This is a genomic window from Kibdelosporangium philippinense, assembly GCF_021390435.2.
GTDB lineage: Bacteria > Actinomycetota > Actinomycetes > Mycobacteriales > Pseudonocardiaceae > Kibdelosporangium > Kibdelosporangium philippinense.
The window spans coordinates 275,125-300,084 of sequence record NZ_JAJVCN010000005.1; the positions used below are offsets into that span (position 1 = coordinate 275,125).

Annotated in this window: 26 protein-coding genes; 18 read left to right on the forward strand and 8 right to left on the reverse strand. The window is 62.3% G+C overall.

The window, feature by feature from the left end; genetic code table 11:
* The first annotated feature begins 8 nt into the window (after positions 1 to 8).
* Both LWC34_RS54500 and alaS read left to right on the forward strand, forming a co-directional pair.
* Positions 9 to 161, forward strand: coding sequence for a hypothetical protein (locus tag LWC34_RS54500; RefSeq protein WP_233734536.1), 153 nt, complete (start codon positions 9 to 11; stop codon positions 159 to 161).
* A gap of 305 nt (positions 162 to 466) precedes the next feature.
* On the forward strand, positions 467 to 3,139 hold the full coding sequence (gene alaS / locus LWC34_RS54505; RefSeq protein ID WP_233734537.1) for an alanine--tRNA ligase: 2,673 nt from the start codon (positions 467 to 469) through the stop codon (positions 3,137 to 3,139).
* 155 nt (positions 3,140 to 3,294) lie between these two features.
* On the opposite strand, the gene LWC34_RS54510 is transcribed toward alaS, so the two are convergent.
* From LWC34_RS54510 to LWC34_RS57815, 6 genes are read right to left on the reverse strand one after another with little or no spacing between them, the layout of a single operon-like run.
* Positions 3,295 to 3,828, reverse strand: coding sequence for an orotate phosphoribosyltransferase (locus LWC34_RS54510; RefSeq protein ID WP_233734538.1), 534 nt, complete (start codon positions 3,826 to 3,828; stop codon positions 3,295 to 3,297).
* Positions 3,825 to 4,424, reverse strand: coding sequence for an SLOG cluster 4 domain-containing protein (locus LWC34_RS54515; RefSeq protein ID WP_233735018.1), 600 nt, complete (start codon positions 4,422 to 4,424; stop codon positions 3,825 to 3,827). Before LWC34_RS54515 ends, LWC34_RS54510 begins: the two co-directional genes overlap by 4 nt.
* Positions 4,424 to 5,293 (reverse strand): hypothetical protein, encoded by an 870-nt coding sequence (locus LWC34_RS54520; protein ID WP_233734539.1) that lies wholly within the window; start codon positions 5,291 to 5,293, stop codon positions 4,424 to 4,426. Before LWC34_RS54520 ends, LWC34_RS54515 begins: the two co-directional genes overlap by 1 nt.
* 30 nt (positions 5,294 to 5,323) lie before the next feature.
* On the reverse strand, positions 5,324 to 6,163 hold the full coding sequence (locus tag LWC34_RS54525) for an aspartyl/asparaginyl beta-hydroxylase domain-containing protein (protein WP_233734540.1): 840 nt from the start codon (positions 6,161 to 6,163) through the stop codon (positions 5,324 to 5,326).
* The gene (locus LWC34_RS54530) at positions 6,147 to 7,586 is read right to left on the reverse strand and encodes a UDP-glucose dehydrogenase family protein (RefSeq protein WP_233735020.1); all 1,440 of its coding nucleotides are present in this window, start codon (positions 7,584 to 7,586) and stop codon (positions 6,147 to 6,149) included. The genes LWC34_RS54525 and LWC34_RS54530 overlap by 17 nt, the downstream gene beginning before the upstream one ends.
* Positions 7,564 to 7,695, reverse strand: a complete 132-nt coding sequence (locus tag LWC34_RS57815; RefSeq protein ID WP_284052015.1) for a hypothetical protein — start codon at positions 7,693 to 7,695, stop codon at positions 7,564 to 7,566. The genes LWC34_RS54530 and LWC34_RS57815 overlap by 23 nt, the downstream gene beginning before the upstream one ends.
* A 488-nt stretch (positions 7,696 to 8,183) precedes the next feature.
* On the opposite strand from LWC34_RS57815, the gene LWC34_RS54535 reads away from it, so the two are divergent.
* The 7 genes from LWC34_RS54535 (at position 8,184) to LWC34_RS54565 (ending at position 15,078) form a co-directional block, all read left to right on the forward strand.
* On the forward strand, positions 8,184 to 9,125 hold the full coding sequence (locus LWC34_RS54535; protein WP_233734542.1) for an NAD-dependent epimerase/dehydratase family protein: 942 nt from the start codon (positions 8,184 to 8,186) through the stop codon (positions 9,123 to 9,125).
* 166 nt (positions 9,126 to 9,291) lie between these two features.
* A complete protein-coding gene (locus tag LWC34_RS54540) occupies positions 9,292 to 10,230 on the forward strand; it encodes a GDP-mannose 4,6-dehydratase (RefSeq protein WP_372496855.1) in 939 nt (312 codons plus the stop codon).
* 83 nt (positions 10,231 to 10,313) lie between these two features.
* A complete protein-coding gene (locus LWC34_RS54545) occupies positions 10,314 to 10,964 on the forward strand; it encodes a hypothetical protein (protein ID WP_233734544.1) in 651 nt (216 codons plus the stop codon).
* On the forward strand, positions 10,957 to 11,988 hold the full coding sequence (locus tag LWC34_RS54550; protein ID WP_233734545.1) for a glycosyltransferase family 2 protein: 1,032 nt from the start codon (positions 10,957 to 10,959) through the stop codon (positions 11,986 to 11,988). The genes LWC34_RS54545 and LWC34_RS54550 overlap by 8 nt, the downstream gene beginning before the upstream one ends.
* On the forward strand, positions 11,982 to 12,716 hold the full coding sequence (locus tag LWC34_RS54555; RefSeq protein ID WP_372496856.1) for a polysaccharide deacetylase family protein: 735 nt from the start codon (positions 11,982 to 11,984) through the stop codon (positions 12,714 to 12,716). Before LWC34_RS54550 ends, LWC34_RS54555 begins: the two co-directional genes overlap by 7 nt.
* Before the next feature lie 241 nt (positions 12,717 to 12,957).
* Entirely contained in the window at positions 12,958 to 14,250 is a 1,293-nt protein-coding gene (locus LWC34_RS54560) for a hypothetical protein (protein WP_233734547.1), read from the forward strand.
* A gap of 54 nt (positions 14,251 to 14,304) precedes the next feature.
* Entirely contained in the window at positions 14,305 to 15,078 is a 774-nt protein-coding gene (locus LWC34_RS54565; RefSeq protein WP_233734548.1) for a phytanoyl-CoA dioxygenase family protein, read from the forward strand.
* Between the two features lie 173 nt (positions 15,079 to 15,251).
* Here the strand turns inward: LWC34_RS54565 and LWC34_RS54570 are convergent, their stop codons facing one another.
* A complete protein-coding gene (locus LWC34_RS54570; RefSeq protein WP_233734549.1) occupies positions 15,252 to 15,473 on the reverse strand; it encodes a hypothetical protein in 222 nt (73 codons plus the stop codon).
* A 67-nt stretch (positions 15,474 to 15,540) separates the two neighbouring features.
* On the opposite strand from LWC34_RS54570, the gene LWC34_RS54575 reads away from it, so the two are divergent.
* On the forward strand, positions 15,541 to 15,729 hold the full coding sequence (locus LWC34_RS54575; RefSeq protein WP_233734550.1) for a hypothetical protein: 189 nt from the start codon (positions 15,541 to 15,543) through the stop codon (positions 15,727 to 15,729).
* Positions 15,730 to 15,743: 14 nt separating this feature from the next.
* On the opposite strand, the gene LWC34_RS54580 is transcribed toward LWC34_RS54575, so the two are convergent.
* Complete coding sequence (locus LWC34_RS54580) at positions 15,744 to 16,031, reverse strand: NUDIX hydrolase (protein WP_233734551.1); 288 nt, start codon at positions 16,029 to 16,031, stop codon at positions 15,744 to 15,746.
* Positions 16,032 to 16,145: 114 nt separating this feature from the next.
* On the opposite strand from LWC34_RS54580, the gene LWC34_RS54585 reads away from it, so the two are divergent.
* The 8 genes from LWC34_RS54585 (at position 16,146) to LWC34_RS54610 (ending at position 24,322) form a co-directional block, all read left to right on the forward strand.
* Positions 16,146 to 17,828, forward strand: a complete 1,683-nt coding sequence (locus LWC34_RS54585) for an Eco57I restriction-modification methylase domain-containing protein (protein WP_233734552.1) — start codon at positions 16,146 to 16,148, stop codon at positions 17,826 to 17,828.
* An 11-nt stretch (positions 17,829 to 17,839) separates the two neighbouring features.
* Positions 17,840 to 18,589: a PaeR7I family type II restriction endonuclease gene (locus LWC34_RS54590; protein WP_233734553.1), complete on the forward strand. Its 750-nt coding sequence runs from the start codon at positions 17,840 to 17,842 to the stop codon at positions 18,587 to 18,589.
* Between the two features lie 55 nt (positions 18,590 to 18,644).
* The gene (locus LWC34_RS59250; protein ID WP_372496857.1) at positions 18,645 to 19,796 is read left to right on the forward strand and encodes a glycosyltransferase family 4 protein; all 1,152 of its coding nucleotides are present in this window, start codon (positions 18,645 to 18,647) and stop codon (positions 19,794 to 19,796) included.
* Positions 19,797 to 20,080: 284 nt separating this feature from the next.
* Positions 20,081 to 20,923: a glycosyltransferase family protein gene (locus LWC34_RS54595; protein WP_233734554.1), complete on the forward strand. Its 843-nt coding sequence runs from the start codon at positions 20,081 to 20,083 to the stop codon at positions 20,921 to 20,923.
* 21 nt (positions 20,924 to 20,944) lie between these two features.
* Entirely contained in the window at positions 20,945 to 22,054 is a 1,110-nt protein-coding gene (locus LWC34_RS59255; RefSeq protein WP_372496858.1) for a glycosyltransferase, read from the forward strand.
* A 166-nt stretch (positions 22,055 to 22,220) separates the two neighbouring features.
* Positions 22,221 to 22,505, forward strand: a complete 285-nt coding sequence (locus tag LWC34_RS54600; protein ID WP_233734555.1) for a nucleotidyltransferase domain-containing protein — start codon at positions 22,221 to 22,223, stop codon at positions 22,503 to 22,505.
* Positions 22,495 to 22,929 (forward strand): hypothetical protein, encoded by a 435-nt coding sequence (locus tag LWC34_RS54605; RefSeq protein ID WP_233734556.1) that lies wholly within the window; start codon positions 22,495 to 22,497, stop codon positions 22,927 to 22,929. The genes LWC34_RS54600 and LWC34_RS54605 overlap by 11 nt, the downstream gene beginning before the upstream one ends.
* A 202-nt stretch (positions 22,930 to 23,131) precedes the next feature.
* Positions 23,132 to 24,322 carry a helix-turn-helix domain-containing protein gene (locus tag LWC34_RS54610; protein ID WP_233734557.1) on the forward strand — a complete coding sequence of 397 codons (1,191 nt, stop codon included), beginning with the start codon at positions 23,132 to 23,134 and terminating at the stop codon, positions 24,320 to 24,322.
* The last annotated feature ends 638 nt before the right edge of the window (positions 24,323 to 24,960 follow it).

The following is a 24,960-nucleotide window of genomic DNA, read 5'->3' on the forward strand; positions in this document are numbered from 1 at the left end:
CAAGGCGGGTGGATTGCCAGCTCTCGGTTGCCGAGGTCATCCCAACGGAGCCACCAGGCGTCATCGCCGTCCTGCTGGCCAAGGGCACAGTGTCGGTCGACGTGACCGGCCTCAAGCTCGCAGTGCAGCTCCCACCTCATCTGGTGAGCCACGTCCGGTAGCGCCTCCAAGCGTCGATACTCACTGTCCGTGAGAGTCGCGCTGGCGGGACATACCGGTCCATGAGCGGTCGCTGGACGTGCACCCCGATTCATGTTGGACTACGCTCAGTGATGTTTGCGCCGCACATGGAGCGGCTGGGGGTACGACCTGCTCAGCGAGGCGCTGACCTTGCGGATGGTCACCTGCTGAAAGTGGCTAGGTCATCGCGCCTACCATAGGTGGGACCACGACACACCAGCTGCACAGGGGGCTCGGTGTGACGTGTAGTCCGTGTCCCGACGATCGATCCCATTGGAAGGCTCTCATGCAGTCGGCAGAGATCAGTAGCCGTGCGTTTCGCTTCTTCGAGCAGCGTGGACACACTGCCGTCCCATCGGCGTCGCTGATCGCAGATGACCCTACGCTGCTGCTGATCAACGCAGGCATGGCGCCCTTCAAGCCGTACTTCCTCGGTGAGGCTCCGCCACCTTGGCCTCGCGCCGCCAGCGTGCAGAAGTGTGTGCGCACGGTCGACATCGAGGAGGTCGGCAAGACCACCCGTCACGGCTCGTTCTTCCAGATGTTCGGCAACTTCTCCTTCGGCGACTACTTCAAGGAGAAGGCGATCCCCTGGGCCTGGGAGTTCCTAACCCGGCCGGTGGCCGACGGCGGCCTGGGTCTGCCTGAGTCCAAGCTGTGGGTGACGGTCTACACCGATGACGACGAGGCCGAGCACATCTGGCGTACCGATGTCGGCGTGTCGCCCGACCGCATCCAGCGGCTCGGCATGGTGGACAACTACTGGTCGATGGGTGTCCCCGGTCCGTGCGGGCCATGCTCGGAAATCTGCATTGACCGCGGCCCGGAGTTCGGTCCCGAAGGCGGCCCGGACACCAACGGTGAGCGCTACCTGGAGATCTGGAACCTGGTGTTCATGCAGAACATCCGGGGTGAGGGGCCGGCCAAAGAGGGCTATCCGATCGTCGGTGAGCTGCCCGCCAAGAATATCGACACCGGCCTTGGCCTGGCCCGTGTAGCGGCCGTGCTCCAGGGCGTGAAGACGATCTTCGAGATCGACACGACCGGTCGGATCCTCGATCTGGCGGCGGAGTTGAGCGGTACCAAGTATGGCCAGAACTCGAAGGATGACATCCCGCTTCGGGTAGTTGCTGATCACATCCTGGCCAGCGTGATGCTCATCGGTGACGGCGTGACGCCATCCAATGAGGGACGCGGTTACATCCTGCGTCGCATTCTTCGCCGAGCTGTACGCATGATGCGGCTGCTGGGAGCACAGGAACCGGTGGTACACGAGTTGACGACGCGCACCATCGACGTGATGAGCCCGACCTACCCCGAGTTGGCTAAGGAGCAGGACCGGATCCACGGGACCGCCGTGGGTGAGGAGTCGGCGTTCTTGCAGACGTTGAAGTCCGGTACCGCGATCTTCGACCTCGCCGCCAAGGAGGTCCGCACAAGCAGCAGCTTGATCCTCCCAGGTGACAAGGCATTCCAACTTCATGACACATACGGATTCCCCATCGACCTCACCCTGGAGATGGCCGAGGAGCAGGGCCTGTCGGTGGATGAGGAAGGCTTCCGCCGTTTGATGGCCGAGCAGCGCGCTCGGGCTAAGGCTGATGCCGCGGCGCGCAAGACCGGCGGGCACGGCGACAAGACTGTGTATCGTGACCTGCTCCAACTCGGTGCTACCGAGTTCACCGGTTACGACCAGTTGGAGAGCGAAGCTACTGTACGGGGGCTGATCCGGGAGGGTGAGCGCATCCCCGCGGCCAGCGAGGGCGACATAGTCGAAGTCGTTCTTGACCGCACCCCGCTCTATGCCGAGTCTGGTGGGCAGGAGAGCGACGCGGGGACCATCGTCGCCGATGGCCTTGAGCTTGAAGTGCTGGACGTGCAGAAGGTGGCTCGCAAGCTGTGGGTTCACCAGGTCCGGGTGCGACGCGGCGAGTTGACCGAGGGGCAGGAGGTACTGGCCAAGGTTGACCCGGAATGGCGGCTGGGAGCGCGCCAGGCCCACTCGGGCACGCATGTCGTGCATGCCGCCCTGCGGCAGGTGCTCGGGCCGAATGCGTTGCAGGCCGGCTCGTACAACAAGCCTGGCTACCTGCGTTTGGACTTCTCCTGGACCGGCGGCCTGTCGTTGGAGACCCGCAGTGAGATTGAGGAGGTCTCTAACATCGCGATTCGGCAGGATCTACCGGTTCGCGCGGTTTACACGTCGTTGCCCGAAGCGCGGGAGATGGGCGCCATTGCACTGTTTGGCGAGACCTACGACGAAGAAGTGCGAGTAATCGAGATCGGCGGGCCCTGGTCTCGCGAGCTGTGCGGTGGCACGCATGTCGAGCGCTCCTCGCAGATCAATGAGCTCATTCTGATCGGCGAGTCGTCCGTGGGCTCGGGATTGCGACGGATCGAGGGATACGTCGGCCTGGAGGCGTACCGTTTCCTCGCCAAGGAACGTGCCCTGGCGATGAAAATCTCGGACCTGCTTCAAGTGCCGATCAGCGAGGCCAGCGAACGAGTCTCGGCGCTGCTCAAGCAACTTCGCGATGCTGAGAAGGAAGTGACGCAGCTTCGGGCGGCCCAGCTCAAGCGGCTGGCTGGCGAATTCGTGAACGACGTGATGGATGTGCAGGGCGTTTCCGTGGTCGCTCGACACCTGTCAGAGCCCGCGAACAACGACGAGTTGCGCAAGTTCGTGATCGACATTCGAGACCGGCTGGGCGATCGGCCAGCCGCGGTGACGGTGACCACCCTGTCCAACGACAAGCCGATCGTCGTGTCCGCGGTCAACGACAAAGGCAGGGAACGCGGGCTCAAGGCAGGAGACCTCGTCCGGGTGGCGGCCAAGGTCCTCAAGGGCGGTGGCGGCGGCAAGCCGGACATTGCCCAAGGGGGCGGGACCGACCCGCTGGCGACAGTCGATGCCTTGCGAGAGGTCACGCGAGTGATCGGCGAGGCTGTCCGTCCGTGACAGGCTTGGGCGTTCACTGACCGTGTAGGCGGCAGGACTCAATCGCTGTCCGCGTGAATCGAAGAACGCGAGGTCGGTCCCGGCGCACCGCAAGGTCGCAGGGACCGACCTCTCCGATGTCGGAGGCTAGTTCCCGGTACTAGCCGCGCTGTTTGTCAAACCGCGGATTCCCTGCCGAGGGCTGCCGTGGCCAGCAGGGGCCGCAAGAGGATCCGCTCCCGAGCGAGGCGTGCTCCGCCGCCAAGGTCACGGTCAAGGACGCAGATCGCCGTGGCGACCTGGGCGCCGAGCCGCCGAAGAACAGCGGCGGCGCGAAGCACCTGGGAACCCGACCGGACTACATCGTCGACCAGCACGACTCGCCTCCCTCCGACTGGGTGCCCTTCAACCTGTCGGAAGGTGCCGTAGGACTTGCGTGCCCGGCGCAGGAAGGCCGCAGGAACGCCAGATGCCGCTGACAGAGCAACAGCTAAGGGGATACCGCCCAGCTCCACGCCAACCAGCGCATCGGTGTCGGGCGGCACGTGCTGGACCAGCTCCGCGGCTACATCCCGCAGGAGGGCGGGATCGGCGGCAAGCAGGTACTCGTCGAAGTACTCGTCGATCACCTGTCCTGTGGGTAGATGGAACGCGCCGCGCTGGCAGGCCGCGCTTCGAATGCGGGCGACCAAGCTGGCGGGAACTGTCATCGGCGACCTCGTGCGATTACAGAATCGAGATCCCCACGTCTATCTCGACTGTCAAGCAGGACCGACAATTCCCGCTCGAACGTGGCAAGGTCTGGAATCTCGCGAAGGAAGCCGAGCGGCCGAGTCGGCGACTCGAACAGCCATCGTTCCGCCTTGAGGAAGGCCAACAAGCGTAACGCGGTCTCACCTGCGAGCCAGACTGGCACAGCTCGAATGTTGCCGGCGTACCAGAGCGCCGCGGTGAGCTCGTGGAGCGTGCCTACCCCTCCTCCCATCGCGACCACGAGATCAGTGTTGTCGAGAAACCGATGAAAGCGCTCGCCCATCGTCGATAGTCGGACGGATTCGGTGACGTAAGGGTTGAACTCACCCCAATCGACATTGGTTAGGGTCACGGCAACCACCTGGCCGTCCCTGGCCGCGGCACCGCGAGCTGCCTGCTCCATCAACCCGTTGTAGCCGCCATGCTGCACGACCAAGCCAGCGTCGCCGAGCGCGAGGCCGATTCCGTAGGCGAGTTCCTCCTCTTGGTCCGATGCTGGCACGACTCCGCCGAAGAAGGTTGCTGTTCGAGTGCGGTGCGCAGCGTTGGCCATCACGTCAACTCCAGGTAATAGCGGTAGGCGTCGATCGCGGTTCGCAGGGAGTCGACCGCCTCCGGGGCGGCCCGCGTGGCGATAGCCAATACGCGTTCCAGAGCGTCCGCGAGGGTCGTGGTGGTTGGGATCGCCGGCGCGGAGATCAGAGCGGCCAAGTCGCGCAGGCACTCCTTGCCGATCGGCGTCGATCCAACCTCCTCTCGAAGTTGATACCAGCCGTAATACCGGGATGTCGGGGCCAGAGCGGTCTTGACCAGGTTCTTGGCGGCCGTGTTGAACAGGTACGCCTCGGAGTAGGCGATGAACTCCTGACCGCGGGTGATGCGTTTGCGGATCAGATACCCAACTACCAGTGTCTCGATCAACAACTCGGCGCATGACCGAGGCTCAGCGAGGGTACGAGCGACGAAGGGCGCTACACGGGTGTCGGGCTCGTAGGTCGCATCCGCGTCTCGGACAAAGATCGGTTGTGCCTCGGTGTGCTCATGGACTCTATCGACCTTGCTAGCGGGCACGACGTACAGGTCCATTTGCTGGAGGTGGCCAGCCCAACCAACCAGATAGACGTAACCCAGCCCTCCCATGTCGCCGACAATCGTGTCACGCCATCCGGGCAGAATCCCGCCTAGATCCGCTGACATCAATGCGTCGAGGACCGAGATGAACTCCGGAAACGAGCGGTCATCGACGCCGACTACAAAGTCAACGTCCGATAGCCGGTCAGCGGTCCCGGAGGCAAGCGAGCCTCTTACTAGCAGGTGCGTAACGGCAGGGCTCGCGGTGAATAACTCGGATGCTCGTTCAAGGAGACCGAATTGATCGGGTCGGTTGACTCTGGCGAGTTCGTCCAATACAGCGTGACTCACGGCAAGGCTCCTTCGAGAATGGCTGGGGAGTCATGACAGGCCGAGCAGGACCGTTTTGTTCGCTCGCCATGGCGCGGCATCGGTCGCACGATCCAGGGAGTCATAGAGGGACGCAATCAGGTCGTACACGCACCCCTCAGACAAGGTGTACTGGTAGAACAATCGAAGGAGGTGTTTCTCCGCTGAACGTTCGTAGCCAAGACGCGCCAAGCTGCGTGCGGTGGCAAGGTGTTCGTCAAGCTGGGCCTGCGTCGCGGCTGGAAGCCAATCTACATCGGCATCGCTGAGTTGCTGATTGGCGCTCACCCGTGCAAGGCCCTCGTCGGAGTAACAGTCGAGAATCAGATGAAGTCGATCTGGGCCGAGCAGGTTGCACGCGCCATGGACATGGGTTGGAGTTAACCGCCAGAGATGCCCAGCCTGCAAGTGGACCCTGGCGCCGCCCGTCACCAACGCCGCAGAACTGTTAGTCACCAATGGGACGTGCAAACGATGGCGATCGGAATCATTCAGCTCGTCATAGTCACGGTGCTCCCACAAGAAGGAGTTCGGACCAAGCCGTGCCAAGCGTGCCCACATGTAACGCAGACCCAACGATGACAGGAACTTCCGTGTGGCGGGCATTCTTTCAAGCAGGGTCGTCTCGACCGGATTACAGTCCTTGATCGTCACATCGGTTGGCCTACCAGTGTCGTTGAGCAGAGAAAGCGTCCACCAACCGCCTGACTGGTATTGCCCGTACTCAGCGACCCACTCGCTCGGCGCGGTTAGTGCTTCATGGCGCATGCGCTCCAACACGAGCGAGTCAATTCGATCGAGGCGAGCGATCTGCTGAAGTATCGCGGGGCCTGTGCTATTGGCGACGGTCATCGTCACACTCCTTGATCCTTTGCGACGGTCGCGCAATGTAACTTGGCGGCGAATGCGACGGATCCGCGTCCTTGCCTGTGCCTACGTAGGTGATTCCGGCGCCACGCAAGGTTTCAGGGGTCAAGTGATTGCGGGTATCTATCACCACATGACGTTCAAGCAGACTTGCAATCCGCTGCCAATTCAACGTTTGGAACTGTGGCCATTCGGTAAGCAACACCAACGCGGCAGCACCTTTGGCGACGTGGTACGGGTCATCGACCAGTGTCACACGGGAGAACACCAACTCCGGCAACTGCTGAGGGGTGTTGCTCACGGCTGGGTCGAACGCGGTGAGTTCAGCGCCCTCATCTGCCAGCAGGCCGGCGACGGCGAGGGCAGGTGATTCACGCACATCCGCGGTACCCGGCTTGAAGCTCAGTCCGAGCAACCCCACCCGGATTCCAGCAAGGTCGCCACCGACCGCGTGGCGCACCTTGTCGACCACTCGATGCTGTTGTCGGGCGTTGACAGCGACTGCGGCATCCATCAGGGGCAGATCCACACCAAGGTCCGATGCCGAACGTCTGAAGCTGTGAACGTCTTTCGGCAGGCATGGTCCGCCCCACCCAGGCCCTGGACGCAAGAACGTCTGGCCGATGCGCGGGTCGAGGCCCATGCTTTCCACGACAGCGTCGATGTCAGCGCCGACTCGTTCGCAGACCTCAGCGACGGAGTTCACGTAGGACAGCTTCATTGCCAGGAAACAGTTCGCCGCGTACTTGGCCATCTCGGCGCTCACAGAGTCAGTGAGCACCAGGGGCACATTCAACCGGGCGTACAGGCTGGCAACTCTTTCGGCAGCAGCATGGTCGTCCGAGCCGATCACGATTCGATCAGGGTGGAGGAAGTCCTCCACCGCACTGCCCTCTCGGAGGAACTCGGGGTTGCTGACCACCGCGACGTCGTCGCGGCCCAGCATGGAATGGACCCTGGCTGCCGTGCCGACCGGCACTGTCGACTTGATCGCTAGCGCACATCCGTCCGGAAGGGCTTCGCGAACAACGGCAACGGTGGTCTCCACCGCAGCGAGGTCCGCAGCCCCGCTTGCGCTCATCGGGGTAGGCACGCATACAAGCACGACGTCGGGTATGTGGCCCGGATGCGCGATCGCCGCTTTCGCACCGACGACGAACTCCAGTCGGCCGGACTCCAGCCCAGCACGCACCAACTCGGCAAGACCAGGTTCGAGGATTCGGACATCCCCTGCGCGTAGTTGTTCTACCTTGTCCTCATCGATGTCACCGCACACAACACGGTGCCCAAGCGAGGCAAGGCATGCGCTTGTGGTTAAGCCCACATACCCAGCACCTACCACCGCGATCCGCTGATCGCGCTCCTGGTCTCCATCCTCATCGTGGTCAGTGCAATGTGGCGAGGTCATGCGGTGGCTTGGGGCCATGGCGCACGATCATGCCGCTGAACAGCGGAAACATCGCCAATTTCCGCTGTGCTACCGCCGACTGCACCAGCGAGCACACCTCGCTGATCATGCGGGCCCAACGGACACCCTGGGGAGCCACCAGCACGGGGGAAACGCGCGCCACGTGGTCCGACCGGAAGATATCCTCCTTGACTCGAAAGACCACGCTCCGCCCTTGCCAGCAAGGTCAATGCATCCTCCGCTCACTCATGCCTGACGGTTGCCTCAGGCTGGCACTGCGTGTCTCCCACGTTGTTCCTTACCACATCGACCCTGTTCGTTGTGCCGCTTTTTCGGATGTCGTTCAGAAGCGCCGGGACCGCGGCCCGAGGACGCACCTGGAGCGAGATACGGTCGCCATGCCGTTGACCTGCGGAATTACCCGAGGGAAGCGTCCATGACGCGATCGCGATGGCGAGCAGTTCGTCACGCGGCACAGTCCGGCATCCCCGACCGACACCGCGAGGCCCGCTATCGTCCATCCACGTTTGCCAACGTTCAGCCGGAGTGCTCCGCCAACTGATCACCGACGCCAGGAGCGCCCGCAGGGGGTGAGAGATGGCCGTGGTCGTGACCGGGGCCGCCGGGTTCATCGGCGCCCACCTGGTGGAAGCGCTGCGTCAGGCTGGGCACGAGGTGATCGGTATCGACCGCCGGCGTTCTGTGCCGAAGCCTCGCTATGTCCCGCTGGCCGCCGACCTGCTCGATGGTGATGATGACGCCGACCGAGCATTGCGCTACGCCGATGCGGTGTTCCACCTCGCCGGCAGGCCCGGAGTCCGCGACCGGGGTCCTCAAGTCGACTTCTGGCGTCATCGCGACAACGTGATCGCCACCGCGAGAGTCCTCGAGTTGGTGCCCCCGTCCGCGCCGCTCATCGTTGCGTCCTCATCCTCGGTGTACGGCGGGTCGACCAACGGCAGGCCGTGCCGCGAACACGACGTCCCGCGCCCCCGTGGTGGCTACGCGACAACCAAGATCGAGGGCGAGAAGTTGTGCGCCCGCCGTGCGGAGTCTGGTGGCAGGGTGATCGTGTGTCGGCCGTTCACCGTGGCGGGAGAGGGACAACGGCCCGACATGGCGCTTGCGCAGTGGATTCGGGCCGTCGCGGCTGGTCAACCGATCCGGCTGCTCGGTTCATCGCGGCGGAGTCGTGACATCACCGACGTGCGGGATGTCGTGACCGCCATGATGCGTCTGGCCGACTGTGCGATGTCCGGGACGGTCAACATCGGCACTGGGACAGCACACACCCTCGCGGCCGTGGTGGCAACGGTCGGGCGAGTGCTGGGCCGCGACCCACACGTGGAGATCGGGCCCGCGCCGCGAGAGGATCCGCCAGCCACGCTGGCCGATATATCGCGACTGAGGCAGTTCACGGCGTTCACACCTCGAACGAACCTTCACGCCCTGGTAGAGCGTCAAGTTCGCGCGGCTATCGGGGCGCTCGCTAACAGCGGACTGCGCGGGGGTGGCCGTGTGAGCCAACCCATACGATGACGCTCCTCTCACCCGAACGGCCCAAATACCGTTGACACTCCCGATACGGTCAAGGACGGTTCGCAGCCCTCAGCGGGGCTATAGGGAGGAGCGATCTTTGAGTCGTCAACGCGCCGTGGTAGTGGGCGGGGCGGGCTTTCTTGGATCTCACCTATGCGAGCGCTTGTTGTTGGACGGCCTGGAAGTGGTCTGCCTCGACAACTACCTGACCAGTACTCCAGCCAACATCAGTCACCTGGGCGAGCTGGGGCCGTTCACCGAGCTGCGACATGACGCCACGGACCACATCGACATACCGGGCAACATCGATGTCGTACTGCACTTCGCCTCACCTGCCTCGCCTGTCGACTACCTCAATCTGCCGATTCAGACACTGAGGGTTGGAGCGATCGGCACACAGCACACGCTTGACCTCGCGCGAGAAAAGGGGGCTCGATACATCCTCGCGTCGACCTCAGAGGTCTACGGTGATCCGGAAGTCCACCCCCAACATGAAGGGTATTGGGGGAATGTCAATCCAATAGGACCTCGTAGCGTTTATGACGAAGCAAAAAGGTATGCGGAGGCTCTCGCAATGGCCTACCGTCGAACGCACGAAGTCAACACTGGGATTGTCCGTATTTTCAACACCTATGGGCCCCGGATGAGGTGTAATGACGGCCGAGCGATCCCGACGTTCATCTGGCAGGCATTGAGAGGTCGCCCGCTAACCGTCGCCGGAGACGGTAGCCAAACAAGGTCGGCCTGCTATGTGGACGACCTGGTGGAGGCGGTAGTTCGGATGGTTGACTCGGACGCCGCCGGGCCGGTCAACCTCGGCAACCCCGACGAACGATCAATCCTGGACTTGGCAGAACGGATCAGAGGACTCGTGGGATCAACTTCTTCCATCGAGTTCGTACCGCGGCCGGTAGACGACCCTGCGATACGTCGCCCAGATATCTCCTTAGCCGGTCAGCTGCTTGGCTGGGCACCAACAATCAGCCTGGACGATGGGTTGAAACGGACGATTGAGTGGTTTCGGCGACTGGACGAGGCCGCGTATGGGGATAGCGACGGCGGCTTTCGCGCAAGCCGCGCAGGGCAATGGGGGAACGACCTGTGACGGTAAGCCCTGCGTGGACTGATGTTGTTCCGCGGTCCCATATCCCAGTCGTCATTATTTGTCATAACCTTATCAGCGATCTATTGAATCTGGTCGACTGGCTTGAAAAGGCTGGACACCAGCAAATCGTGCTGCTGGACAATGCGTCGACGTACCCTCCACTGCTTGAATATCTAAGTTCGACCCACCATCAGGTGATCCGGCTACGCGAAAACATGGGACATGAAGCTCCCTGGCAATGCGGCCTAATTGACAAACTCGGCCATGCTAAGCCGTTCGTCGTCACCGATCCGGACATATTGCCCGAGGAATCATGCCCTGACAACGCGGTCGAGTACTTTCAGGAGCTGTTGTTGCGATTTCGCGAGTTCGACCAGGCGGGGTTCGGACTGCGGATCGATGACATACCTGAATGCTATCCCCACCGTGACACGGTTAGGCGCTGGGAGAAGCCCTACTGGGTCAAAGAAGTATCCGAGGGGGTGTTCGCCGCGCATATCGACACCACGTTCGCAGCCTATCGACCCGGCACGCCCTATAAGGTGACAGAGGCTCTCCGCACGGCATCGCCGTATCGAGCTCGCCATCTCCCGTGGTATCGGGATCCTCGGCGACCGGACCCTGAGACCGAGTTCTTCTTCCAACGCCGGCGGGAGGACATCGGATACTGGAATCGAAGCACGCTGCCCGCAGCCGCGATCGTCAAGAATAGCGAGGATGGTCGCCATGGATGAGCCGTTGGTGTCCATCTTCATTCGAGTGCGCGATGAGGCGATCGCGCTTCGGAACGTTCTAGAGAACCTGCAGCGACAAGTTCTTGACGGGCCTGTGGAGATCGTGGTGCTCGACAACGAGTCCGTTGACGGCAGCGCCCAAGTGGCTCTGGAAGCTGGGGCGCGCGTGTTCACGTTTCCCCGCGAGCTGTTCGGCTACGGGCGAGCGCTCAACCTCGGAGTTCACCTCTGCCGAGGAAAGATCATGGTCATGCTGTCGGCACACTCCGTGCCGCAAGGGCAAGACTGGCTATCAGAACTAGTTAGGCCCATTCGCGACAATCCCTCGATCGGCGCCGCGTTTTGCCGTCAGATCCCGCCATCACGTGTGTCACGCTTGGAACTGCGTCGCTTCGCATGTTTTCCGACGAGCGATGCAGTTGTGGACCGGAAACAGTTCATCGACAAGTGCCATGACGGTTCAGACCCGTACGAGTTGGCCCTGTTCTCCAACTCGGCATGTGCGATCCGGCGAGATGTCGCGGCGAACCATCCGTTTCGCGACCTTCTATATGCGGAAGACCGCGCCTTTGTCGTTGACTACGTCATGGCAGGTGGTGCGGTCGCGTATGTAAACGACGCGGTCGTCTCCTATCGGAGAAACATGACATGGAAGAGCGCTTACCGTGTCGGCTACCGCGCGCAGGTCTCCAAGCGCCTTGTTCGTGAGCTGGCAGCAACCTATACCGGTAGCAGGTTCCGCTCCGCGAAGGACACGCTGGACCGCCTGGCCCGCGCAGTCCTTGTCCTTGCCGGCCTGCTGGTAAGGGTCGTCATGTCCGCCCGCGAACCACGTGATCTACGGCGCCAATCAGTAGTTCACGCCCTCAGGTCAACCGGCGCGACGTTAGGGTTGGCCAAGGGAACAATTCAATGGCGGCGACACATCGGGACATTGTCGTGTGACACGCGCCAACTTGACGAGGCGCTGCGGCATTGTGTGGCCCTGCACAGCGAAGAGGCAGGGAGCGGTTCGCCGTGTTAGAAGTATCTCGTGCCGCGCGCCAAGCCATCGCGCCAGTCGCACGTCGTTGCGGCAGTGTCATTGGGTCACTGTGCGAAGTCAGAACCGCAGCACCGCAGGTGGTGCTCACCTACGATGACGGACCCGATCCAGGGGGAACCGAGCAGGTGCTTGCGGCGCTGGCGGACCACGGCGCCACAGCAACCTTTTTTGCCTTGCTCTCCAGGGCGCGCCGGCATCCCCAACTCCTCGCTGAGGTGGTAGCGGCAGGGCATGAGATCGGCTTGCACGGCGTCGATCACCGGAGGCTCACGGGGTTCACGCCCACGGAGGTCCAGCGACGCACGCGGGATGCCAAGGCGGAGCTGGAAGATCTCATCGGGCGCGGCATCAGGTGGTTTCGGCCGCCGTACGGCAAGCAGACCTTCGGGATCTGGCGGGCGATCAACCGCTGTGGGTTGGTTTCAGTGTCGTGGGGCCGGGACATGCTGGACTGGCAAGACGTACCGCAGACGCAACGTGTGGCGGCTGCGCTGAAGGGCGGCCTTCCCGGGACCATTGTCCTGGCGCATGACGGCTTCGCTGGGCCAGATGATGGCGCCGATGACGGCCCACCGCCGGTGTTCGATCGAGGCGAGCTGGCCCGCCTCGTTCTCGAGGCATACGGAGAGCAGGGACTGGTTGGTCGTTCGCTCGCCGATGCGCTGATCGAAGGCAAGCAGGTGCGTCGGCCCTGGTTCAAACACTGATCCTTGCCGAAGGGCCGAGAGCGGCGATCGACAAGTCGTTACCTTCCGTAACGACTACCTCACCGGCGGCACCGAGGCTGGACACCGTCAGCAACCGATGGAACCACGGCCGGCGAGCTGACCTGAGCTGCTGTGGGCTCGGTGAGAATGGCCGGCGCGTCCAGCGCGGTGCCGACAGCCCTGGGACCGAGGCCAATCCAGCCAGTGAGCGGAGCGGTCGCCCCAATGAACAGGAGACCGATTGAGCATCGTGGAGATAGGCCCAACACAGAGACGGCTCGTCGAACCTGACCGTCCTGCGTCGGCGCGGTTCCGATTCCGGATGGTCGCGCGCGGCGACAAAGCCAACGCCCTCGTAGTGCTCTCAGTGAAGTCGTTGATCCGGTGCCACCCCAACACAGGCATCCTGCTGGTGGACGCCAACGACACGCCAATCCTCAAGCAGGACCTATTTGGCGTCGAGAATGACCTCGAGATCGTTCACGCCCCGCCCGATGACGATGATGTGGCGCGCGCCGTCGGGCGAGGCTCACGTCAGCACCTCTTCTATTGGCGCCACTCTCCCAAGCTTCGTAGCGCTCTACCGCCGTCCGACCGGTACGACGTGTACTCCGACGCAGACATCATCTTCCTCCGGCCCATGGATCTGATGTCGTTGCTGGGGCCACTGGCAAATGGCCGCATCGCCGCCGCGGTCGACGAGTCCAGCTTGGACCACTACCAGCAGCTCGGAGTGCTCGCCTCCCATCCCGCGTCGACGATGCTCCCGGCCGCGGGAGCGAGTGGACCGCTCTTGCAGGCGGGGCTGATCTTCACAAACCCAACTGACGACGGCGACTTCTATGACCTCTTCTGGGACTTCGCAGTGAGCGCCGCGAGAGCAGGTCACCTTCCCGACCTCCCGTCGGACGACATGTGCATCGTCACCGCCCTTCTTGGACAAGGTGGCCCGCTGTGGGAACGGCAGCTGGCTCTTGGGCATGAATGGAACTACATCACTGACGCTCAGAAGGATGCCGGGATCTTTGGCTGCGCCGCGCACTACGGAGGACACAGAGCAAAAGCACTCATACTCTCTCGACGCGAGGAGTTGTTTCCCCCAACAGACCGAACTGGCTCATCATGCGCCTGGGGGACAGTCGCCCGAGTTGACCCCGCAACAGGTCCGGCGCTCGTCCGCGGCGCGTGGCCGCACCGAGTCTCCCTGCCAGCACCTTCCACGTCCCACGAGGGCTTGACAGTGCCCGTCCCATTCGCGCTGTCGTGGCTGGTGCCAAAAGGGGGCAAGGGCTTCCAAATGGTTGCCACGCTCGCTCGGACATCCCAACAAGAGCAGGAAGACCAGGCTGACGCGACATTTTACGTCTACATCGATGGGCGTCTCGCCGATCGGCTCCAAGCTCAGAGCGGCGCAGTACACGTCAATATCCATCTGGGCACGGCCGAGACAGTCACCATCATCGGCGTCAGCAACACCCCTGGCTGTCAGGCTCAGCTAAATGAGCCCTTCGAACAATACTCTCAGCATCGTTGACCACGTCTAATCACGGCCAAAACCAGGTCCCTATCTCAACGGAGGCCAAACCCTATGAAGTTCACACCGAACCGAACGGAAGCCCTGTCCGCCGAGGAACTCTACCTGTTCGACACTATGGGATTCGTTCGAGTCCCGGGATTCCTATCACGCGAAGTCGCGGAAGAATGCCGCTCCGAGGTGGTTCGGCTACCTTCGCGGCGTATGGAGGGCAGGGGCGACAAGGAACGTTTCGACGACCTGGTGTCCCGCAGTTCACACTTCGACGACCTGGCGCGAAGCGAAGCCATGCTCGCCTGCGTGGAGCCTGTCATCAACCAGCCGCTCCGACTCATCGAGAGCTACGCCCTGCGTCGAGAAGGCGACAGCATCTTTTACCTGCACAATGGCAACAGCGAGATCTTGCAGTACGGAGAGAACCGTTCAGTGCAGCGCAACATGAGCTTCACTCACACCTTTCACGACGGCAAGCTATTCTGCATGTTCGTCAAGGTCCTGGTGTATCTTAGCGACGTACGCGAACAGGAAGGCGGACCGTTCTGTTACCTTCAAGGCTCGCACAAGGCCAACCTTCCCTGGTTTCGCGATCCCGAGTCGGCGGAAGCTCGGCCGGCCCTCACCCAAGAGAACTTTCCATCGCTTGAGTATGTTCCCGCGAACACGGGGGACGCGCTTATCCTCAATGAGGCGCTTCTCCACGGAACCCTCCCCAAAACTACCGAGGGAGAAAGGCTTGTACTCGCCTTCAGCTACGCGCCCGCGTTCGTATCCGACTGGAAGGAGATTGACAAGCACTCGGCAGACATAGGGAAGCTGGGCCACTACTGACGGCGTGCCGCGGGTCAGCATAGTAATTACTGGTGCAGAGCCGCGTATTATGAGATGTTGGTCACCCCTTGCCTATTGATAGGTAGGCCCTACAGGTGGCTTGCTAATCAAGCAGAAGCTTGCGGCGCGTCCAAGCAAGATGCAACGCCGCCGCTGCGCCGGTAGACAGTCTCTTAAGACTCGCTGAGGCATGTGAGGGTATTCTCCTCGAATGGGAATGCCCTCGCGGGCATCGAGCCCTCCGAGTTGGCTTCGACCGCATTCGCGAACCGTTCGTCGTAGGTGTCCGGAGCGATGATTGCGACGGTAAGTATGTCTCCGGTGAAGGTCAGTACGTCGAGCGTGATGCCAAGACCGAACACGCGGAGGTGACCAGCGCGCAGAGCCGCGTCCATCGTGGTAACGGTTCCAGCCCGTTGTACCGGATCGGCCTGCCCGAGCCGTCATATTCGTCGGTGGGGCATGGAACCCCGCAGATCAGGCGACGGCGCCGGCCTCGACCAGCAAGGCTTCGCGGTTGGCAAGGATGAACTCCTTGAGCGCGGTCGGCTTCAAGTCGATCGCCGCCAGATCGTCCCCGCGCAGGTCAACGCGATCCAGCGCGTGCCCACCGCGCGACGGGTCGCTGAACTCCGGGCCGCTGCGGGCTGACTCGTCCAGGCTGGTCAGCCGCGCGATGAAAAGTGCTGCACCGCGACGCCGGTGTCAGACGGTGAGCTGAACAGGAACACCTGCGAGGCGTCCGCAGCCTCGGCGCCCAGCTCCTCGGCCAGCTCCCGGTGCAAGGCTGCCTCGACCGAAGGGTCGGTCTCTTCGACTCCGCCTCCGGGTGCGGTCCAGTACGGCGCCTGCGCCGGCTTCGTCCGCTTGATCAACACCAACCGGCCGTCATCGTCGATCAGGATCGCCCGCGCGGCGCGGCGCCCCACCGCTACCGTCAACTGTTCCGTCACGGCGAACAACTTACGGACGGGCGAACGGTGGGTTCGACCAGCGTCTGGTAGCGGCGCGCCGGTCAGCGCCCCAATGCTCGAAGGCACGACTCGAGGTGGATATCGTCTCGAGTCGTGGTTACCCGCGAGCTGTTCGGCCTCGACACCCTCCACCTGCCCGAGTCGCTGCAAGACGCGATTGAGCACGGCGAGGTGTTCACGCGTCGCTGGGTAGTCGAGTCGATCCTCGACCTAGTCGGGTACACGGCTGATCGGGACCTGGCGGACATGGTCATCGTGGAGCCAGCCTGCGGCGCGGGTGCCTTCCTGGGACCGATCACGGAACGCCTGAGCGCGTCCTGCCGTAACCACGGCCGCTCACTGTTGGACGCCGTGGCCGCGGTCGAGGCGTTCGATCTGCTCGACCGGAACGTCGAACGGAGCCGCGATCTCGTCACGGAGCGCTTGCTTGCTGATGACTGGGAGTCATCCGAGGTTGCCAAGGTCGTACACAGCTGGATCGGGCAGGGAGACTACCTGCTCAGGGAGTACACCGCGCAGAGCGCCGACTTCGTGGTCGGGAACCCGCCGTACATCCGACTGGAAGACGTGCCCGACGCGCGTATGAGTGCCTACCGCGCGAACTGCCCGACGATGGGAGGCCGCGCGGACATCTACGTCGGCTTCTACGAGGTGGGCTTGCGCAGCCTCAAGCCAGGCGGTCAGCTCGGGTTCATCTGCGCGGACCGCTGGATGCGCAACCAGTACGGACGCAAGCTTCGTGAGCTCGTGGCCCGTCGGTACAGCATGGACCTGGTCCTGGTCATGCATGACGTCGACGCTTTCAAGGAGCAGGTCTCCGCTTACCCGGCGATCACGATCATCAGCAACCGGCCTCAAGGTGAGGCCGTCGCAGCTGACACCACGCACGCCTTCGGTCCTGAGCAGGCCAAGACGTTCCTTGCCTGGGTGGCGAGGCCGGAACAGCCGCAGATCAACGCGCCGTCGTACCATGCAGCCCGCCTGCCGCACTGGTTCGCGGGAGACGACTCGTGGCCCGCAGCTTCGCCGGCGCGGCTTGCCATGCTCGAAGACCTCGGCGACCGGTTCCGGCTGCTTGAAGACGAGGCAACAGGCACGCGGGTCGGGATCGGTATCGCGACGGGCGCCGACAAGATCTTTGTCGTGCAGAGCAGGGACGACGCGGATGTGGAGGACGATCGTCTCCTCCCGATGGCAATGGTGCGTGACACCAGGAGCGGTGTGATCGACTGGCACGGCACCTACCTGGTGAACCCCTGGAGCCCAGAGGGGAACCTGGTCAGCCTTGCGGACTATCCACGCATGGCGCGCTACTTCGCGCGATACGGCGCTGACCTGCGCAAACGCTACATCGCAGTCAAGCAGCCCGATCGCTGGTACAAGACGATCGACAAGGTTGACCATCGCTTGACCGCAAGGCCGAAGCTTCTGTTTCCCGACATGAAGCTGACCATCCATCCCGTCCTGGATGAGGGCGGCCTGTACCCGCATCACAACCTGTACTTCATCGTCTCGGACATGTGGGACCTCCGAGTGCTCGGCGGCCTGCTGCTGTCGAAGGTGGCCGAGGCGTTCGTCGCTGCCTACGCCGTGAAGATGCGCGGTGGCACCCTTCGGTTCCAAGCCCAGTACCTCCGCAAAATTCGCGTGCCTGACCCTGCGGGAATCAGCGAGGGTGACCGTGCCGCTCTGGCGGATGCGTTCGACCGGCGCGATGTGCAGGCCGCCACTACTGCCGCCCTGAGCGCCTACGGACTCACCGAATTACCTGATTAGGAGAGGTTGTTTTGACGGTCACCCGCCAGGACTTTGAAGACGCCGTTACTGCATATTGGGGAGCGAAGCAGACTCAGAACGAGCTGTCAAAGATCAAGGACAAGGTGGGCGCCGGGACCGCGGGGTCGGTTCGAGGCGGTAAGCACTTCGACAGCATCGCGGCGCTGATCGCCAAGTTCTTCCTTGAGGCCGGCTATCCGGCCGAGGACATTCGAGTCACCAAGAGCCAGCGACTTGAGCTGCCAGGCTACTACCGTCCGCAGAAGCAGTGGGACCTGGTGGTCGCGCACGAGAACACCTTGGTCGCAGCGTTCGAGCTGAAGGCCCTTGGCGGACCGTCGTTCGGCAACAACTACAACAACCGAGTGGAAGAAGCCCTCGGCAGCGCCGTCGATCTGCGGCGAGCTGCGCTGGAGAAGCTGTTCCCCGGCGAGAAGCCGTGGCTGGGATACTTCTTCATCATGGAAGACGGATCTGGCTCACGGTCACCGGTCAGGCTCGAGAAGGGGGCATTCCCTGTCGAGAAAATCTGGCACGAAAGCTCGTACCAGAAACGCTTCGCAGTGTTCTGCGAGCGCCTCATGGAGGAACGGATCTACGACTCGATTTGCTATGTGACGTCCTCTGCTGCCGACCCCAAGCCGGTCGAGCCGCTGGAGAGCCTCGACTGGAGGCACTTCTCTGCGTCAATCAACTCGCGGATTGGGTTCCTCAAGGAGCTGGGACTACCGAAGGAGACCAGCGGGATGCTTCCGCTGTAGGTGACAGCTTGTAGTGGTTGTCGGCTGCCAGGTAATGTATCATCTACACGAAGGGATGCAGAACGCATTGACAGCCATCGAAGGAAGGGATCTTCATCTCCTCATTTTCTCTGCGGAATGCCTCTCCGAAGGCTACGGGTCAGCCACAGCTCTGCGCACGTTCATTGATGCCGCCTTGGAGTACTCTTCGTGGCGCTTGACGCTAGTTGTCCCAAGGTCGGCCCAGGACGGCCAGGCGAATGCGGCTTCCCGCGTCCGGGTGCTTTCGATCCCCCGGCTCGGCATTAGGAATCGTCGGGGGCAAATACTTGGCTACGCCATGCTGGGATCTTGGCGTATCATGACCGAATCAATCTCTAAGCCGAACGTTGTGATCAGCTGGCAGCCAATTCCAGCAGGTGCAATGGGAGCCTTGGCTTCGAAGCTATACCGTGTGCCACACATCGTAAGGACCTGTGGTCCAGAACTTGCGCGCCAGTGGAGCAGATTTCCGCTTATCACGTTGGCATCGAAGCCACTAACGAAACGACTGCTCCGCGGTGCGGACGCGGTCGTAATCAAATCGAAGCTCGAACGAGCCTTGATTGACCGATACGTCATCGAGCAGCGGGCCCATCTAATACCAAATGCAGTGGGGCGGCAATTCTTTGTGACGCCACGGGGTCATGACGACACCACAACCCGATTTCTCACGGTTTGCCAACTTGAATCGCACAAGGGTGTCAAAAAGTTGATCGCAGCGTTTGCGACGGTCACCAGTAAGATCTCGAAGCAGTGCTCCTTGACAATTGTCGGAGATGGATCCCAGCGTTCACATCTTCAGCGGGCCGCGCTCGCCACGAACGCTGATATTAAGTTCCTAGGAAGAGTGCCACACACTCGTATCCCTGACTTATACGCATCACACGATGTGTTCATCCTTCCATCAGTCATGGAGGGTTGTTCAAACGCCACTCTCGAGGCTGCTGCTGCCGGTCTGGCTGTCATCGGCACGCGAACAGCGGTTGGCGATCTCGTGGATGATGGGGTTAACGGAATGCTCTCTCGGGCTGCCGATGAGCCCAGCTTGGCTGAAGCCATCGAGCGGTTTCTGGCCTTGGACTCTCAACGAGAATCAATGCGTGCCGCCGCCCGACGCACAGTCGAAATACACCATCCCGAGCGCCTACTGCGTTCTTACGGAGAGCTGCTGGCATCACTATGCTGAGTATGTTTTCGATGACTCGGGCTCGCGTGCCAGCGGTAGCGATGTTCGTGGCGGATCGAGTGTCTGCGTCAAGCCGTCTTCGTGCGCTTCAGTACGCTGACCTTCTTGTACGAGACGGTATAGTCGTCCGAGTCTGCGCAACGCGACCGTCGAAGTACCTGCCGCGTCCGCAGTGGCTTCCGGGCCGGGGGGCGCTGCGGCTTCTCTATCTTGTGCTCGGTGTAATGGCGATAACCGCACAGCGCATTTGGCAAATATGCACAGTGGTGCCCAGGGCTACCGTCGTGCTTCTTCAGAAAGACTTTCTCTTTCGATCACGCATCGACATCCTTGAGCGACTGCTCATCGCCGTAGCCAGGCTGTGTCAAGTCAGGGTGGTATTCGACATCGATGACCCGATCTATCTCGGGACCTCAGTCAACGCCTTACCGCACATGCGCTCGAAGATCGAAGCCACAGCACGCGGTGCGACGGCTGTGCTGGCCGGATCCGACCCCATTGCTCGCCAACTTCGCCCTTTCAGTAACGAGCTCTGGCTCGCGCCTACCTGCATCATGCTCCGCGAACGTCCGGTCAGAACCTACGAGATAATGGAGACAGCGGTTCGACTGGTATGGACGGGAACAGCAAGCAACGCTCGACATCTTGCGTTGATTCATGACTCCTTGCGCCAGCTTCGGAGCGTCGTCCCGTTCCATATAGAAATCGTAACTCGGCTGGCCGATCTACCAGCTGACTTGCTGCGCGGATTTGATCTGCGGCTGACCGAATGGTCGGAGCATAGCGAATCCATCGCACTCGGCAGGGCGGATATTGCTCTGGCACCTTTAGACGATAACGCGTGGACACGAGCGAAGTGCGGTGGGCGGATCCTCGCGTACTTCTCGGCGGCCGTGCCCGTTATCGCTTCATCTGTTGGCGCGCAAGGCGTGATGGTGCGTCATGACCTGACCGGGCTAGTAGCGACAACTTCGGAGGACTGGACTACGTCTCTTATCGCGCTGTCCCGAAGCCAGCAGCTTCGGGTCCGCCTTGGCCAAGCCGGGCGGGCGTTTGTGGAGAATAATCTCTCCGCCCAGCATTGTTACCCTGAGTGGCGTGAACGAATTATGGGGTCACCACGGTAGTGGACTACAGCAGGGAGCAGCATGCGCATCGTCTTCGTATTGCCTGATCTGCCGCTATCGGGCGCCGCCACGCGAACGGTTCACATCGCGGAACACCTTGTCTGTGAAGGCCACCACGTCGTTGTTGTCACGTTTCTACGAACAATCGACAACAGTCTCGAGGAGCGTTTGCGGCAATCTGACATTGACGTCATACGCTTGACATCACTCCGGGGACTCCGACGCTTGCGTGACTGGCTCACCGATAGCACCCACACCGTGATACACGCGGCTATGCCCACCGCAGGTTTGTTGGGACTGTTTTTGGCTCGTATTTCTCGCTGTCCAATAGTGTACAGTTACACAAACTGTCTTCATACTCAGAGACCATTGGAGTCGCGATCGTTGTGGGACCATGTCAAGTCTCGGCTCGAAGAGTTCCTGGCGAAAAAGTGTGAAGCGCTACATGCCGTTTCCAATAGTGTAGCCGCACAGCTTCTCCGAGAATACCCCTACGCAGCGTACCGTGTCCACGCCATTCCTTATCGCGTTACACGCCCGGCATCTGGTGAGGCGATACACGACCTACAGGTTCTGGAGGGTTTGGTTCATGCTTGGCCCAAGCTGCTCTATGTTGGCCGGCTGCTGGCGCACAAACGCGTAGACGACGTGATCCGCGCGGTCGCAGCGATCCGTGACAAGTGGCCGAAGGTCAGACTGGTGGTGCTCGGCTCGGGATCGGAGCGGCATCAGCTCGCCCGCCTTGTGGCGGAGCTCGGTGTTATGGATAGCGTAGTCTTCACGGGCGAATCGAATAGTCCTGCACGGCTGTTTGATTGGGCTGATCTGTTAGTGCATCCCTCATTGTATGAGGGTTATCCTCGTGTCTTTGCCGAAGCGATTGCCGCAGGTACACCTGTGGTCTCAATTGACTCACCTTACGCGCGCGAGCTAACGAAGGGTGGTGCCAGCGTCTTTCTCGCCCGACCAATGGACAGCGCTTCCTTGGCCGCTACGATTGTTGAGGCGCTTCAGAATGTCGGATCGACGAATGCGCATAACGGATATGGTGCGGACGCATCTATATGCGGCCTGTGTGAGCTATATGCGGGACTCCCTATAAGAGCGGACAGGGCACGGGCCTCAAAGTAGCCGGTTCTTGGGTCGCCAATGAGTGTTGGCGTTATGCGCTTGCCATGACCTGTGTTCCTGATTAGGTCGGAACTGGTGAGCCCGAGCTTGATGCTGGCGCGGATTCCTGGCCGCGCGTACAGGAAAATTGGTCGATCACGCGCCGGATATGGGGCATCCTGCCCAGATGGATCCAGTCGGTGCCGCTCGCGCTTACGTTGCTGATCGTTTCCCGAGCGCCTGGGCCGCGTACCTTGGCGGAAGCACCGGCACGGCGCTGCAGACTCCGACGTCAGACCTCGACATTGTCGTGGTGCTGGACGGGGGGCCTGCTCCGTTCCGACATACCGATTGGCATGAGGGTTGGCTGGTCGAGGTGTTCGCGCACACGGCGGCGTCCTTCGACGCTTTCGTGGAGCGTGAGACGGCCGCCGTTGCTGCACATGTGCGCGCTTGGTCAAGTGCTGGTTGACCGCGACGGCGGTGCTGTCGAGATGCGAGAACAAGCACGGGCACGACTCACCTCGGGGCCAGCGCCACTGTCCGTCGCCGAACGGGAGGATCAACGCTATCTGATCAGCGACCTGCTGGACGATCTCGATGGATGCCAGGATCCTGACGAGTTGATCTTTATCGCCGATCGCTTGTTGATTTCGGTCTGCGAGCTCGTGCTGTCGGAGAAGCGAGTGTGGCTGGGACATGGCAAGTGGTTGCTGCGGCGCTTGCGGGACGCCGATTCCACCGTATGCCGTCAGTTACTGACCGGTTATCGGCAACTGGTAGCGAGCGGGGACTCGGTGGTCCTCCGCCAGGCCGCCGAGGTGGTGCTCAACCGCTCTGGAGGTCGGTTGATGGAGGGCTACTGGCGCGATGGCGCGCGGAAGATCAGGCAGTGATCGCCTGATACTGAGTGCGGCCAGCGTCTGGCCATGGCCGGAACGGCTGGTGGCGATCCCGGCCGTTTCGTCCAGTCATGTCCGGCTACCCTGAAACCAACATCGTCGCGAAGCACAGCCCAGGCGGTGAACAGGTACCTCGACGAGGATGGGCGGGTCTGCGATGGCCGCTGGTCGATCAACTGGCGATGCGGGTAGCACCATGACCATAGGTGAACGGATTCGGCGGCTGCGCGGCAAGCTATACACCCAGCGCGAGTTGGCTGACGCCGCAGGCGTGGGCGTAGATCTGATCCGCAAGCTCGAGCAGGGCCGCCGCCATACCGCCTCGATTGCCAGCCTCCACGGCATCGCACGCGCACTCGATGTCGACATCGCCGACCTGCTCGGCAAGCGGAACTCCCTACCCAGCAGCAGCCAGGACGAGGGCGTTGAGGCAATCCGCCGCGCCCTGACCCCCGTCGATGACCTCATCGACGGGGCCGTGATGGACGTCGAGCCGCTGCCCCTCGCCGAGGCCAAGCGCACGGCGGACTACCTCTGGGGTGCCTACTGGGCGGGACGTTACGAGGTGCTCGGGACGCTCCTGCCGAACGCACTGATGCAACTGCGCGCCACGTTGCACGCCGCGTCGACGGAGGAGGAAGCCCCGGCCGCCGAGGCGCTGGCGCGCGCCTACCAGGCGGCTGGCGACACCCTGGTCCACCTCGGGCACCGCGATGCCGCCTGGCTGGCAATTCGTGAGGCACTCCAGGCCGCCCGCCGCGGTGATGATCCGCTGCTCTACGCCGCGATGCGCGTCTCGGTCGCGTGGCAACTACTGGTTGCGGGACGCTACAGCGAATCTGAGCAGGTTGCGGTGACCGCAGCACACGAGATCGAGCCCAAGGGTGACGTCCCGCTACCGCAAATGTCCGCATATGGGCTCCTCGCGGTGACCGCGGCAACCGCCACGGCTCGTGCCCAAAAGGCCGACACTACCGACGAACTGCTCGGTGTCGCTGGAGAGATGGCAGGCCGGCTGGGTTCCGACCGTGCCGAGCACCAGACCACCTTTGGCCCAGCCAAGGTGGCCATGCTCGCGGTGGACTGCCACGTCGTGCAGGAGCAGTTCGGACAGGCGTTGACCGCCGCCAAGGCTCTGCCTCGCGACGCCGCCTTGCCGCTGGCCAGTCGCGCGCGTCACCTCGCCGATGTGGCCTATGCCCACACTCGGCTTGGGCACGATGACGCCGCGGTCACAACCCTGCTGACGATGGAGCAGATGGCACCGGACTGGATTGGCTACCAGACGCTGCCGCGGCAGGTGGTCGCTGAACTGATGGAGCGAGAGCGCCGAGGTCGAACACCGCTGCGGGCGCTCGCGCAACGACTGGGCGTGACATCGCAATAGGCCAACTGGGAGTGGCTGTAGGCCGGTCGGGTAGTGGGACACCATGTCCTACCCGTCGTTGACCTTGCCTCGCTAGCTTGATCGCCGCCGGTGGTCATGTCTCCCCGCTGAGTGACTGCGAGCCACCGGCACCGGCCACGGGCGCTGTCCCCCTCCGGGAAACCGGGCGCCCGTGGCCACTCACAGCCGAGGAGCGGCGAGGTGATGGTGATGAACGCGGCGACCCGGACGTCGCCTGCGTGCGAGAACGTCGACTGGGTGCCGGTCAGCGTTGGGTGGCCCCCACTAATGATGCGTCGCGCTGGCAACCCGATATCAACTAGCCGTGGTAGGACGGTCAGCTCGCGTGGATGATCTGCACGGCCGACAACCAGGCTCCAGCCACGCTGACGCTCGGCTGATGACACGGTTTGTCCTGCCGGCTCTTTGGCAGGTGCGGCCGACTCGGGGGCAAATCGAGGCGCGACCCGGATTCGCCGTGGTGGTCCCACGGGCCGTGAGTCCTAGCGGTGCACCTCTGCCTGCTGACTATGACACCCGGTTGACTGCCGCCTGCGATCCCCACACTGACCGGTCCTGCGCCCTCGACGCGGCGTTCGAGGCTCACCATCTGCACGACCTGTCACACCATCACCTGG

Bases quoted from the DNA above. Each gene is read 5' to 3' on its own strand.
- LWC34_RS54515 (WP_233735018.1), bottom strand. From the start codon at position 4,424: ATGGCCAACGCTGCGCACCGCACTCGAACAGCAACCTTCTTCGGCGGA.
- LWC34_RS54510 (WP_233734538.1), bottom strand. From the start codon at position 3,828: ATGACAGTTCCCGCCAGCTTGGTCGCCCGCATTCGAAGCGCGGCCTGC.
- LWC34_RS59250 (WP_372496857.1), top strand. From the start codon at position 18,645: ATGCAGAACGCATTGACAGCCATCGAAGGAAGGGATCTTCATCTCCTC.
- LWC34_RS54610 (WP_233734557.1), top strand. From the start codon at position 23,132: ATGACCATAGGTGAACGGATTCGGCGGCTGCGCGGCAAGCTATACACC.
- LWC34_RS54535 (WP_233734542.1), top strand. From the start codon at position 8,184: ATGGCCGTGGTCGTGACCGGGGCCGCCGGGTTCATCGGCGCCCACCTG.
- LWC34_RS54550 (WP_233734545.1), top strand. From the start codon at position 10,957: ATGGATGAGCCGTTGGTGTCCATCTTCATTCGAGTGCGCGATGAGGCG.
- LWC34_RS54525 (WP_233734540.1), bottom strand. From the start codon at position 6,163: ATGACCGTCGCCAATAGCACAGGCCCCGCGATACTTCAGCAGATCGCT.
- alaS (WP_233734537.1), top strand. From the start codon at position 467: ATGCAGTCGGCAGAGATCAGTAGCCGTGCGTTTCGCTTCTTCGAGCAG.
- LWC34_RS54575 (WP_233734550.1), top strand. From the start codon at position 15,541: ATGGAACCCCGCAGATCAGGCGACGGCGCCGGCCTCGACCAGCAAGGC.
- LWC34_RS54600 (WP_233734555.1), top strand. From the start codon at position 22,221: ATGGATCCAGTCGGTGCCGCTCGCGCTTACGTTGCTGATCGTTTCCCG.
- LWC34_RS54565 (WP_233734548.1), top strand. From the start codon at position 14,305: ATGAAGTTCACACCGAACCGAACGGAAGCCCTGTCCGCCGAGGAACTC.
- LWC34_RS59255 (WP_372496858.1), top strand. From the start codon at position 20,945: ATGCGCATCGTCTTCGTATTGCCTGATCTGCCGCTATCGGGCGCCGCC.
- LWC34_RS57815 (WP_284052015.1), bottom strand. From the start codon at position 7,695: ATGATCAGCGAGGTGTGCTCGCTGGTGCAGTCGGCGGTAGCACAGCGG.
- LWC34_RS54530 (WP_233735020.1), bottom strand. From the start codon at position 7,586: ATGACCTCGCCACATTGCACTGACCACGATGAGGATGGAGACCAGGAG.
- LWC34_RS54570 (WP_233734549.1), bottom strand. From the start codon at position 15,473: ATGGACGCGGCTCTGCGCGCTGGTCACCTCCGCGTGTTCGGTCTTGGC.